The organism is Sphingomonas sp. Leaf230, from assembly GCF_001421745.1.
Classification (GTDB): Bacteria; Pseudomonadota; Alphaproteobacteria; order Sphingomonadales; family Sphingomonadaceae; genus Sphingomonas.
Genome location: NZ_LMKW01000011.1, coordinates 87251 through 100785 on the forward strand (window position 1 = coordinate 87251; position 13535 = coordinate 100785).

7 protein-coding genes are annotated in these 13535 nt (G+C 68.2%); 5 read left to right on the plus strand and 2 right to left on the minus strand.

Annotated features, from left to right (window positions below; translation table 11 throughout):
* Positions 1 to 24: 24 nt before the first annotated feature.
* The gene (locus ASE82_RS14670) at positions 25 to 1374 is read right to left on the minus strand and encodes a DUF3999 family protein (protein ID WP_082441540.1); all 1350 of its coding nucleotides are present in this window, start codon (positions 1372 to 1374) and stop codon (positions 25 to 27) included.
* Positions 1371 to 4166, minus strand: coding sequence for a DUF2339 domain-containing protein (locus tag ASE82_RS14675; RefSeq protein WP_235524731.1), 2796 nt, complete (start codon positions 4164 to 4166; stop codon positions 1371 to 1373). Before ASE82_RS14675 ends, ASE82_RS14670 begins: the two co-directional genes overlap by 4 nt.
* Before the next feature lie 341 nt (positions 4167 to 4507).
* Between ASE82_RS14675 and ASE82_RS14680 the strand changes: the two genes are divergently transcribed.
* The 5 genes from ASE82_RS14680 to ASE82_RS14695 all read left to right on the plus strand — a co-directional run bounded on the left by ASE82_RS14680 (position 4508) and on the right by ASE82_RS14695 (position 13508).
* Entirely contained in the window at positions 4508 to 5710 is a 1203-nt protein-coding gene (locus tag ASE82_RS14680; protein ID WP_056064950.1) for a glycosyltransferase family 4 protein, read from the plus strand.
* Positions 5711 to 5877: 167 nt separating this feature from the next.
* Positions 5878 to 8079 carry a UDP-galactopyranose mutase gene (glf, locus tag ASE82_RS14685; RefSeq protein ID WP_082441578.1) on the plus strand — a complete coding sequence of 734 codons (2202 nt, stop codon included), beginning with the start codon at positions 5878 to 5880 and terminating at the stop codon, positions 8077 to 8079.
* The gene (locus ASE82_RS19870; RefSeq protein WP_200910731.1) at positions 8076 to 10160 is read left to right on the plus strand and encodes a glycosyltransferase; all 2085 of its coding nucleotides are present in this window, start codon (positions 8076 to 8078) and stop codon (positions 10158 to 10160) included. The genes glf and ASE82_RS19870 overlap by 4 nt, the downstream gene beginning before the upstream one ends.
* On the plus strand, positions 10153 to 11253 hold the full coding sequence (locus ASE82_RS19875) for a zinc-dependent alcohol dehydrogenase (protein WP_200910732.1): 1101 nt from the start codon (positions 10153 to 10155) through the stop codon (positions 11251 to 11253). The genes ASE82_RS19870 and ASE82_RS19875 overlap by 8 nt, the downstream gene beginning before the upstream one ends.
* On the plus strand, positions 11250 to 13508 hold the full coding sequence (locus ASE82_RS14695; protein ID WP_056064953.1) for a glycosyltransferase family 4 protein: 2259 nt from the start codon (positions 11250 to 11252) through the stop codon (positions 13506 to 13508). The genes ASE82_RS19875 and ASE82_RS14695 overlap by 4 nt, the downstream gene beginning before the upstream one ends.
* Positions 13509 to 13535 lie beyond the last annotated feature (27 nt).

Sequence of the window (13535 nt, forward strand, 5' to 3'; positions counted from 1 at the left end):
GGGCCGGTACCTTGGACCACGACCTCAGCTCGGATCGCGCGGCGCTTGCGTCGCTTGTTGCCGCCACAGCATCCACGCCACCCCGGCCAGCACTGCCGTCGCCGCAAGTAGCACCACCCACAGCACGATATTCCGCGTCGGCGCTCCCGCATCGCCGAGCGCCGACAGCGTTACCGTCGCGGACGGCGTCGACACTAGGCGCGCTTCGCCCGGCCTGCCCTGTCCATCGGCAAGATCGGCGGGCGACAGGAACACGTCCTTCGCCGCAACGCGCCCGGCCGCCAGCGTGAACGGCGCGGTGCCGCTGGCGAGGAAGATCACGCTGCGGTCCACAAAGCCGATCCGAAAGCGCGGCGCGACGGTGAACCCCGCGCTGCGGCCATCGGCCTCGATCCGGATCGCACGCGGCGCATCGCCGGACAGCGTGATGTCGCGCCCGCCATCGCTGCGCGCAACGCCTTGCCCCAGCAAGGTCCAGGGCTGCTCGCGGTCGTCCCGCCCCAATATCCGAACCGGTACGACGCCATCGCCCTCGACCGGTATCACCCGGAGGCTCGCCATCGGTGTCGCGAACGGCACCGCGAAATCTACGATGCGCGCATTCCCGGACGCCGGAGCGGGCGCCTGAGCCTCGACCGTTTCCGACGCCGCCGCACCGTCGGGCCGCACGTCGAGCACGGCACCACGGATCGCGACCGGCGCCAGCAACCGCGACCCCGCGCTCCACGTGATCCGCAGATACTCCCGCGCCACGGCGGCATTGTCCAACGCAACGATCGACGACCGCACCGCCTCGCCCGCGCGCCGATAGACCGTCGCCTCGCCCAACAGTCGCCACTCGCGCAGGTCCGCACTGGCCTCGACCGTCAACGTCACCGGCTGCCCCACCGGCAAGTCCGCGGCAACCGCAACCCGCGCGACCGCGCCCGACACACGCCGCGCATCGAGCAGCACGCCCAGCAGCACGGGCGCGGCGCCAGCCGCAACCGGCTCGCCGCGCACTTCGGCGACCTGCGCCGCACCGCGCCCATCGAGCCTCAACGACACCCCCGACACCTTCAGCGCATCGGGCGCGCCCAGGATCGGCATCGGATCGAGCGACACATGGTCGACCACCGCAGACGCGCCTGTGCGAGCGATCGGCATCGCGCGCCCCTTCGCATCGAACACGCGCAAATCATGCCCGTCGCCAGTCTGCAATCCTGCCAGCACCGCGGCCGGCAACGCCAGTCGCTGGACTTTCGCACCTGCCTCCACCGACAGCGGCAGGCGAAGCGCGTAGCCGTCCGGCTCGCCATCCGATCCCGCCGGCGCCGCACCGACCAACAACACGGCGCCGACCAGTGCGCCCAACCGCCACCGAACCCTGCTCATGCCACCGCCCCGCGTTTCGTATCGTCCGATGATACCTTGGGCGGCAACGGCGCCAGATACCCGACCAGCAGCATCAGCATCCCGACCGCGATGAAGGCGATGATCCGCGCGCCGCCGCCGGTCGCGTACAGGTCGACCACCAGCAGCTTGACGACGGTCGCCCCCAACAGGCTTGCCCCCGCGAGCCACAGGCTGCGCGTTGCACGCCGATGCGCGACGACCATCAGCGTCAGCGCGATCACCGTCCACAGGATCGCGATCCCGGTCTCGACCAGCGCATTGCCGAGCAGCGTATCCGCTTCCCATGCGACACCCGCCAGATGATGCGCCGTCCGCAACCACGCGCCGTTCGCCGCAACGAAACCAAGCACAGCGATCGGCAGCCAGATGCGCTTGCTCGCCAACAGCGCCGCGCCCGCCGGCACCGCATCTGCAGCCAGCACTGTCCGCCGCCACAGCAACAGCACGCCCGCCGCCAGCGCGACCATCACGTCGACCGGATTGAGCAGCGGCACGAACGGCAACGGCGCGGTATCGCCCGACGAAAACAGCGCGATCGCGACTGCGCCACCGAAGATACCCAGCGCGATCGGCACCGCCGCCGTCCACGCATAGTGCAGGGCATGGCGATCGAGCGGCCAACGCGTTGCAGCCCGGTCGCCGCGCAACGCGGGTCCCGCCCACAAGGTGAGGCCCGCCAGGACCGCCACTGCGCCGGCCAAGAACGTCACCTCGTTCCACGCCGTCGACCACAGCGCTGCGCGATCGATCCCGTACCACAGCATGTCGGCGAGCAGGACCACCGCCAGCCAGACGCCCGCGACATGGCTTGCCGACGCCACCGCCCGCGTGCCCGGTGTCTCGACGCCATCACGGTCGCTGCGGAACAGCATCCAGCCATGCACCGCGAGCGCGGCGATCCACAGGAAACAGCCGGGCGACGACAGCACGGTGCCGCCCCGATCGGCCTGCGCGACGAAGCCGATCCACAACGCGCCCACACTGACGCGTGCCGGCCACGCCGCGACCGGCCAGTCACGCCGCCGCGCGATCGTCTGGAACGCCGCCGCACTGACCAGATACGCCAGCATCGCCAACAGGATCTGCACGTTCGTCGAGAACACCGGCACAGGCGCCAACGATCGCTCGACCGCCGGATAAAGCCGCGTCGCCTCCATCATCCAGCCGATCCACCACGCCGCAAACCCGGTCAGGAACGCCGGCGTCGCGATTACCCCCTCGCCCCGCGCATACGCCCGCGCAAGCCGCGTCTCCCCAGGCGCGATCGTCTCCCGCGCGATCGTCTTCCGCGCGAACCATGCCGTCGCGAACCAGCCGAGCGCCACCAGGATTGCACCGACGAACGCCGGATTGGCGAACGGCAGCGCCGCGATATTGTCGTCGAGCGTGCCGAGATACAGCAAGGTCGCGACGACCTGCAGCGCCAGCCCGAACAGCCGCGGCATCCAGCGCGCCTGTCGCATCCCCACCCAGAACGCGCCCGCGCCTTCCAGCGCCCACGCCGCCGAGGTCCAGCGCGCGCCCAGCGCGAGCGGGATCGCCATCGTGACGAAGCCAATGCCGATCGCCAGCATCGCCTCGTTCATCACGCGCAGCCCCTCCTGTTGTCGGCGCCGCGCCACCAGCGAGACACCCAGATACAATGCCGCAAAGCCCAGTGCAGCGAACGCGCTGCCGAACGGCCGGTCGCCGATCAGCGCTACCTCGAGCCCGAACCCCGCCAGCGCCGGCCCGAACAACAACGTCGTATCGACCGCGTTGCCGAACTTGCCCGGCGTCGCCCGCGTATAAAGCACGGCGGTCACGACGTAGATCAGCACCGAGACGATCAGGAATATCTGCGCGATCACGAAATGCTCGGGCCGATACGCGGTCGCGCCCCACAGGCTCGCAATCCCGAAGGTCGCGAAGAACCCGACCAGGTTCAGCACGCGCCAGGTCCGTGCCCGTGCGATGAACAGGATCGCGAGGTTCAGGATCGTGCCGTACCCGAACAGGCCGAGCGCATTGCCGCCCTCCCCGCCCAGCAGCAACGGCACCGCGAACCCGCCCGCGAACGCCGTCACCGCCAGGGCTTGCGATCGCTGCAACAGCGCCAGCGCACAGCCGAGCGCGCAGACCGCGATCATCAGCACGAACGCCGCGGACAGCGGTACGAGGTCGTAGAAGCGCGCCGCCCCGAACAGCGTCAGATAGATGATCGCGACGCCACCGCCCTGCAACGCCAGCGCGAAATCCGGACGCTTGGTCCGCGTCCGAAAGCCGATGCCGAGCAGCGCGATGCCGAACAGGCCGACCACCGCGAGACGGAACTCGATCGGGAACAGCCCCGCCGCCGCGGCATAGCTGGCGAGGAACGACAGTCCGACGAACAGGATCACGAGCCCGAGCCGGACGATCGTGTTGCCGCCGAACAGCCAGCCGCGCGCGGCCGCCACGCCGCTCGCCAGCCAGCCCGGCTCGCGTGGTTCGGCGGGCGCAGGTACAGACGCAGCGCGGTCGCCCGAAGGCGGCGAACCCCAACGGCTTCCCGCCGCGGTATCGAAATCGGTTAGTGCTTCACGTTGCGATACGACCTCCGGCGCAACCATCCCGGTCGGCCGCTCGGCCACCAACGGCTCGATCGATCGCGGCGTGGTGCGGACCTCGGGCACATCGGCGACACCGTCCGTGCGATAACGCGGCGCGTCCATCAGTTCGTTGACGTGGGCCCGCAACAAGGCGACCTCGGCGCTCAGTACGGCCGTCTCGCGCACGATCTCGATCCGCATCGCCCGCCGCAACGCCCAGCCGATGCACAAGCCAACCGCCCCGCCCAAGAATAAAGCGGTTTCTGAAAAGCTTCCGAGCACCCAGCCGAGCAAAGCACCGACTATCGCCATCCAGATTAGCATCGTCCGCGCTGCCCTCGCCTAGTCATCGCCCCCCCTACTCATGGACGTCTTTGCACTAACATGGCGCAAGCCCCGCCGGCGGTCGAGCGTGATTGCGAATACGCGCGCCGACTAAATTTAAGCTGCATGATCCCGTTTCTCGATTTCGCCCGTTAAGTGCCTGCCCTGCCACGAAAGGGTGCAAGACCAGGGGAGATACCGATGCAGGGGATGCATGCATGGTGGCGTTGAGCGAACGGCGATCGGTCGTCGTCATCAGCGACTGGGTCGACGGCTGGCCCCCTGCGGATCCCTCCGCCGCAACGCCTCCTCGCGACGGATCGGCATGGCGCGCGCTCGATCCTGCTAGCCGACCCTGGACGGGTGCCGCCGGCCACCGCGTGCCTGTCACCGGCGGGTATCTCGAACGCCTTCCGCTCGCGCTCGTCGCAGCCGGCATCGTCGAGCAGGCCGAGATCTGGCATCACTGGCGCGGCGAAGGCGACCCGCCATTCCACCGCGATAGCCCGGTGCTCGCGCGCCGCGCCTTCCGCCTCGACCACGACCACGCACCGTTCGCCTCCACCGAGATGATCGACTTCGTGCGGACTTTTGGCGCGCCACACATCCTCGTCGTGCTCGGGCTAGGCGTCGCACCCGAACTGCTCGCGCTCTGCGAAAGCAGCATCATCCTCTACAATTCGATCGACGCGCCCTCGTTGCGCGTGCCGCCCGAAGTCAGCGAGCATTTCGATCTCGTCATCACCGGCGCGCAGTGGCAGTCGGACGAGGTCGAGGCGCGCCACCCCGGCATGCGCACTGCGATCCTGCCCGTCGGCCCTGAATTCGCCGCGATCGACCAGTTCCGCCCGCTCGGCACACCCAAGGACGTCGACCTGATCTACGTCGCCGCCGCGCAACCGTATAAGCGCCACGACATCCTGTTCGACGCACTAGCGCAACTGCCGCGCGACGTGCGTGCACTTTGCGTATTCGGTTACGGCGAGGATGCCGACGCGCTCCGCCAACGCGCCCGCGACCAGAACCTCTCGATCGAGTTCGTCGGACCGCCGGGCGTACCCATCGACGAGGTGAATCGCCTGATGAACCGCGCGAGGTTCGGCGTCGTCTGCGGCATCGACGACGGCGCGCCCGCGATCCTCACCGAATACATGCTCGCCGGCCTGCCCGTGCTCGCCAACGCAGAATTACGCTGCGGATTGCAGTTTATTCTGCCTGAGACCGGCATGACCGCTTCGACGACCGGGTTTGCCGATGCGATCCTTACAATGCGCGAAACCTACGCCGAATTCCGGCCCCGCGACGCCGTATTGGAGCGTTGGACTTGGCAGCATTGCGTTGTGCGTTTGGGTGCAATTATCCAGCGAATACATGATGAAAGCAATTACATTTGCATAGTCAGGTCTGAGGCGTGGGCTTAGGTTCGATCAACAACGCGGATGACCGCGGATTCGCGGATTGGAAGAGCGTGCACGGTATCGGACCTACTCCCACCCTCGCCACGACAGACGATACGAGCCCCCCGCCGCCGCTGATCTGCTTCTCGCATCTCCGCTGGGATTTCGTCACGCAGCGCCCGCAGCATCTGATGAAGCGGTTCGCGCAAGCCCAGAGCGTGTTCGTCTGGGAAGAACACATCCCCTGCGACCATCCGCTGCCCTTCCTAGAACACCACCCGTTTCCCGCCGACAACGTGATCGCACTGCGCCCGCGCCTCCCGCATTGGTGGAACGCCGAGCAGATCGAGGCAGGCTTGCGGCAACTGCTCGACATGCTGGTCGCGACGAGCATTCGCGCGAAGCCCGTCCTCTGGTTCTACACGCCAATGATGCTCCCGTTCGCCGAGCATCTCGAAGCCGCCGCGGTCGTCTACGATTGCATGGACGAACTGTCCGCGTTCCGCTTCGCCGACCCCGCCCTGCTCGACCGCGAAGCCCGCTTGCTCGCGCGCGCCGACCTCGTCTTCACCGGCGGCTACAGCCTCTACGAAGCCAAGCGCGACCGCCACCGCGACGTCCACGCCTTCCCCTCGGCGGTCGACGTCGCGCATTTTGCACGCGCGCGGACGGGCAACACCGAACCCGAAGACCAGCGCCACATCCCCGGCCCGAAGCTCGGTTTCTTCGGCGTCATCGACGAACGCATCGATCTCGCGCTGCTCGACGCGGTCGCCGCTCAGCGACCCGACTGGTCATTCATCATGATCGGCCCGGTCGTGAAGATCGACCCCGCGCACCTGCCACGCCGCGCCAACATCCACTGGCTCGGCGGACGCGGTTACAACGAACTCCCGGCATACCTTTCCGGCTGGGACGTCGCGCTGATGCCCTTCGCGATCAACGCCGCGACCCGCTTCATCAGCCCGACCAAGACACCCGAATATCTCGCCGGCGGCCTGCCCGTCGTCTCGACACCGATCGTCGATGTGATCCGCCACTACGGCGACGCAGCGGCCGTCGCGATCGCCGCCGATGCGCCCGCGTTCGTCGCCGCCTGCGAAGCCGCGCTCGCGCTCTCCCGCGAAGGCGCATGGCGCGACGAAGCCGACCGCCTGCTCGCCACGCAATCCTGGGACCGCACGCAAACCGCCATGGCCATCGAGATCGACCGCATCCTTCGCGCCAAACGCACCTTCCGCCCAGCGCCGAAACGCGAACGCTACGACACGCTGATCGTCGGTGCAGGGTTCGCCGGCGCGGTCCTGGCCGAACGCCTGGCCAGCGACAGCGGCCAGCGCGTGCTTGTCGTAGATCGCCGCCCACACATCGGCGGCAACGCGTATGACGAGCACGACGCGGCCGGCGTGCTGATCCACCGCTACGGCCCGCACATCTTCCACACCAATTCCGCCGATGTATTCGACTATCTGTCGCGCTTCACCGCATGGCGCCCGTACGAACACCGCGTGCTCGCCAGCGTCGACGACAAGCTCGTGCCGATGCCGATCAACCGCACCACGCTCAACGACCTTTACGACCTGTCGCTCGAGGACGACGCGGAAGCCGCCGCCTTCCTCGCCAGCCGCGCGGAATCGGTCGAGGACATCCGCACCTCCGAGGACGTCGTCGTCGCCGCAGTCGGCCGCGATCTCTACGAGACATTCTTCCGCGGCTACACGCGGAAGCAATGGGGCCTCGACCCATCCGAACTCGACCGCGCCGTCACCGCGCGCGTGCCAACCCGCACCTCGACCGACGATCGCTATTTCACTGACACCTTCCAGGCGATGCCCGCCAACGGCTACACCCGGATGTTCGAGGCGATGCTCGACCACCCCGGCATCACGCTCGATCTCGGCGTGGAATATCGCGACGTGATCGACCGCATCGACGTCGACCACATCGTCTTCACCGGCCCGATCGACGAATATTTCGACTTCCGCTTCGGCAAGCTGCCCTATCGCAGCCTCCAGTTCCGCCACGAGACGCACGACGTCGCGCAGTTCCAGCCGGTCGCGGTCGTCAACTATCCCGACGAAGCCGTGCCGCAGACGCGGATCACCGAATACAAGCATTTGACCGGCCAGCTCCACGCGAAGACCAGCATCAGCTACGAATTCCCGAGCGCGGAGGGCGATCCCTATTACCCGATCCCCCGCCCCGAGAACCAAGCACTGTTCAAACGCTACGAAGCGCTCGCTGATGCCGAAGAGGGCGTGACCTTCGTCGGCCGGCTCGCGACCTACCGCTATTACAATATGGACCAGGTCGTGGGCCAGGCGCTCGCCACCTATCGCCGCATGGTCGCGAAATCCGCCGTCCTCGAAACCCCCGTGATGGCCGCCGAATGACCCGCATTTGCCTGTTGACCGACAGCCTCGCCCCGTCCGGCGTCGGTGCACACATGATGACGCTCGCCGAAGGACTGGGCGGAGACGAGATCGTCGTCGCCGCGCGTCCCGGCACCGGCCTGCTGGAACACGCCGCCGCCAAGGGTTATGCGGTGAAAGCGCTCGACGACGATGCAAATCTCGCGCGCTGGCTAGATCGCGCCGCGCCCGACATCGTCCACGTCCATGCCGGCATAGGCTGGGAAGGCCACGCCGCCGTCCGCGCTGCGCACGCGGCTGGCGTCCCCGTGATCCGCACCGAACACCTCCCCTATCTTCTCACCGACACCGCGCAGCGCGACGAACACCGCGACACCTCGGCCGCACTCGCGCGCCTGATCTGCGTCTCGGACGCAGTCGGCGATAGCCACCGCGCAGCCGGCGTCGATCCGGCCCTCGTCGCCACGATCCATAACGGCGTCGGCGCACACAAACCCTCGCGCTCCCGCGAAGCCCTCCGCAGCGAATGGGGCGTCGCCGATGCCCCCGTCCTGCTCATGGTAGCACGCTTCGCCGAGCAAAAGGGCCACGCGCTCCTGCTCGACGCACTGCCCGCAATCCGTGCCGCGCATCCAGACCTGATCGTGCTGCTTGCCGGCGAAGGCCCCCTCCTCACCCAGACTGCACGAGCGATCGCAGCGAAAGGTCTGGCCGGCACCGTCCGAATGCTCGGCACCCGCAGCGACGTCGCCGACCTGATGACGCTCGCCGACCTGCTCGTGCTGCCGTCGGCGTTCGAAGGCCTGCCGCTGGTCGCGCTTGAGGCGATGGCCGCCGGCCTCCCCGTCGTCGCCACCGTCGCCCCCGGCAATGCCGAAGCGATCGAGGACGGCGTCACCGGCCGCCTGACCGCCGCGGACCCGGCCAGTTTCGCCGATGCGATCGTCACGCTGCTAGCCGACCGCGACAGCCTGAAAACGATGGCCAGCGCGTCGATCGAACGCCAGCAGGACCTATTCTCAGCCGATCGCATGATCGCCGACACGCGCGCGGTCTACGCCGCCGTGCACGACGAGACAGACACCAAACATAAGGGAGACGGCGTGGAGCGGACACGGATCGGGTTCATCGGCGCGGGCGGCATCGCCAACCGCCATTTCGGCGTGCTGGAGCAGTTCGACGACGTCGCGATCGTCGCGGTCGCCGACGTCGACATGGCGCGCGCGACCGAAGCCGCCGCCCGCTTCGGCGCGCGCGCCTTCGACGATGCGTCCGCGATGCTGGCCGCGGTCGACCTCGACGCGCTCTACATCTGCGTGCCACCCTTCGCGCACGGTGAACCCGAACGCCTCGCGATCGAGCACAAGCTCCCGTTCTTCGTCGAAAAGCCCGTCGCGCTAGACCTCGGCACCGCGGAGGACGTCGCGGCGGCAGTCGACCGGCTCGGTCTCGTCACCGCGGTCGGCTATCACTGGCGCTATCTCGATACCGTGGACGAGGTGAAGGCGCTCCTCTCGGCAACCCCCGCCCGCCTGCTCTCCGGCTATTGGCTCGACTCAACCCCGCCGCCGCGCTGGTGGTGGAAGAAGGACGCATCGGGCGGCCAGATGCTCGAACAGACGACGCACTTGGTCGATCTCGCGCGCTACCTCGTTGGCGACGTCGTCCGCGTCTACGGCCAATCGGGCCACATCGACCGCGCCGCCTTCCCCGGCCTCGACGTCGCCACCACCAGTACGGCGATGCTCACCTTCGCGAGCGGCGCGATCGCCAATTTTGCCTCGACCTGCCTGCTCAACTGGAACCACCGCGTCGGCCTGCACCTGTTTGGCGAAGGCCTCGCGATCGAACTCACCGACCGCGACGTCATGATCGACATCGGCCGCGGACGTCCGGTCCGCGGCACCGGCAGCGATCCGGTCGTGCTGGAGGATCGCGACTTTATCGACGCAGTCCGCGGCGGCGAAAACCGCATCCGCTGTCCCTACCCCGCCGCCCTCGAAACGCTCCGCCTCGCGCTGGCGATCGAACGCTCCGCCGTCGAAGGCCGCGCGATCGACGTCCGCGAGCGGGAGGCAACCAAGGAGATGGGGCATGTCTGAGTGGCGCCACGTCCGCTCGCTCGGCGTCGAACGTCCCGGCCAGGCCTATTTCTTCGGCTACGACGAAGCACCTCCGGGCGACGGCCAGGTCCGCCTCGACCTGCTCTACACCGGGTTTTCCGCCGGCACCGAACTCACCTTCGTCAAGAACAGCAACCCGTATTTCCACTCGCGCTGGGACGCAGGCCGCGGCGTGTTCGTCCCCGGCGAATCGAGCGCGCACTATCCGGTGCCGTTCCTCGGCTACATGGAATGTGCACGCGTCAGCGACAGCCGGGTCGACGATTTCGCGAACGGCGACGTCGTCGGCACCGTCTTCGGCCACAAGACCGGCCACACCGCAGACCCGTTCAATGATCTGCTGACCAAGCTCCCGCCCGAGCTCGATCCGATCCTCGGCATCTATATCGGCCAGATGGGTCCGATCGCCGCCAACGGCATTCTCCACGCGGAACTCGAATTGCTGGGACCCAACGTCGTCAACCTAGGCGACGGCATCCGTGGCCGTCCCGCTTTGGTGATCGGCGCAGGCATCGTCGGCATGCTGACGGCCCTGTTCGCACAGGCCGCCGGCGCGAGTGAAGTCGTGATCGCCGACCCGTCCCCCTTCCGCCGCCTGCGCGCCGAATGCCTCGGCATCACCGCTATGACCGAGGATCAGGCCTGGGCGTATGCCAAGGCACGCTGGCTCCACGGCGGCGACGATCGCGGCGCGGACGTCGTGTTCCAAACCCGCGCCGACGCCGCCAGCCTCCACGCCGCGATGCGCGCGCTGAGACCGCAGGGCACGGTGATCGACCTTGCTTTCTACCAGGGCGGCGCGGATCGGCTCAGGCTCGGCGAGGAATTCCACCACAACGGCCTCAACCTCCGCTGCGCGCAGATCAACCGCGTCCCCCGCGGGCTCGGTTTCCAGTGGGACCGCCGCCGCCTCGCCAACGAGACGGTCAAGCTCCTCCTCGCCCGCGGCCCGGAGATCCGCGCGCAGCTCATCACGCACGTCGTGCCCTATGACGACGCGCCAGCCTTCATCGCGCGGCTGGTCGGCGAGCGGCCCGAATTCCTCCAGATCGTCTTCAAGGTCGGCGATTGAGTACCGCACTCACTGCCGACGCCCGACCGATCCGCATCCTGTTCGTCTTCGCCTGGCTCGTCGTCGGCGGCGAGGAGACGGAAGTGCGTCTGCTCGCCCAGGCGCTCGACCCGACCCGCTACCGGATCGAGGTCGTCGCCTGCTTCCGGAAAGACGGCATGCCCGAGCAGACGCACGCGCAATTGGAAGCGATCGGCGTCCCCGTCGACCGCACGCCCTACGCGCTCGGCTTTGACGAGACCGTCGCCTACCTCGCCAGCAAGCTGCCCGCGTACGACGTCGTCGTCTCGTGCCAGAACGTCGCCGACATCTATCCCGCGCTCGAACGCATGCACCTCCGACCGCCGTTGATCGAACATGGCGGCCTCGTCTCCGAAGCACTCGCCGGCCCCAAGCATTTCACCGCGCGCTACGTCGGCGTCTGCGCGTCGATCCGAGACGCCGCCGCCAGCCGCATGCCCGGCCGCGAACACCACGCCGTCGAGATCCCGTCGATGGTCGACACGCGCGCCTTCGACCCCGCCCGCCGCGCCCCCGTGCGCGCGGCCCTCGGTATCGCCGACGACGTACCGCTGATCGGCTGGCTGGGCCGGCTCGACCCGAAGAAGCGCGTCGAGGACTTCATCGAAGCCGCCGCGCTCGTCCACGCCAGCCACCCCCGCGCGCGCTTCGTGGTAATCGGCGGCCCCGACGCCTTCATCCCCGAATACGCCGCCGCCCTCCGCAACCGAGCGCACGCGCTCGGCCTCGACACCGCCCTGACCTTCCTTGGCGACCGCGACGACGTGCCCGACCTGCTCGCCGCGCTCGACGTCTTCGTCTGGCTTTCCCGCGGCGAAGGCATGCCGCACGTCATTGCCGAAGCCGGCGCCGCATGCCTCCCCGTCATAGCAACGCGAGACAACGGTTCCGAACAACAGATCGTCGACGGAGTCAGCGGCCTGTTCGTCCCGCACGAAGACCCGCCCTCAGTTGCAGCCGCGATCGGCAAACTGCTACAAGACCAGGCACTCCGGACCCGCCTTGGCACCGCCCTCCGCGCAAAAGTCGACAGCGAGTACGCCGTCGCCGCCGTCGTCCCCCGCTGGGAAGCCTTGTTCGTCGAAGTCCTGTCCGACCGCCCGCCTCGCCCCCGCCCAACCGGACTCTTCCGAAGCTTCCTGCAAGGCGGCTTCGAATCCTCCACCCACCGCCGCGCACACGACCGCAAGCGCGTCGACGTCATCGCCGCCAGCCACCACGACACCCTCGCCGCGCACGACTACAATGAGCTCGCCAAGCTCGGCATCCTGACCGTCCGCGATGGCCTGCGCTGGCATCTGATCGAACGCGAACCCGGCCGCTACGACTGGTCGAGCCTCGACCGCCAGCTGGAAGCCGCCAAGACGATTGGCACCGAAGTCATCTGGGACCTGCTCCATTACGGCTGGCCCGACGACATCGATATCTGGACGCCTGCCTTCGTCACCCGCTTCGCCGCCTTCGCCGCCTTCGCCGCCCGCCACATCGGCCCGGCCGCTCCCGGCGAGACCCGCTTCTACGCCCCCGTCAACGAGATCTCGTTCTTCGCCTGGGGCGGCGGCGACGCAGCCTATCTCAACCCGTTCGCTCGAGGCCGCGGCTACGAACTGAAGGTCCAACTCGCCCGCGCATCGATCGCCGCGATGGAGGCAATCATCGCGATCGACCCCGCCGCAAGGTTCGTCCACGCCGACCCGGTCATCAACGTCATCACCGACCCCACGCGCCCGCACGACGCCCCCGCCGCAGAAGGCCACCGCCTGGCGCAATACCAGGCGTGGGACATGATCGCGGGGAAAGCATGGCCGCAGATCGGCGGCCGCGCGCCATTGCTGGATATCGTCGGCGTCAATTTCTACCACAACAACCAGTGGATCCACGGCGGCCCCCCGCTGTCGTACGACCATCCGCTGAGCCGCCCGCTCCACGCGATCCTCGCCGACGCCTACGCGCGCTACGGCCGCCCGATCTTCATCGCCGAAACCGGTATCGAGGGCAGCGCCCGCCCCGCCTGGCTCCGCATGATCCTGCGCGAGGTGAAGATCGCCCAATCGCTCGGCGTGCCCGTCGAGGGCGTGTGCCTCTACCCCATCCTCGACCACCCAGGCTGGGACGACGATCGCTACTGCCCCAACGGCCTGCTCGCCTGCTCGCCGGTGCTCGCGGACCGCGTGCCGGACGCCGCACTCGCCGACGTCATCCGGCAGGCGGAGGGGCCCGATATCCTGCGTTAACTTGGGCCCCGATACTGATCGAAGTCG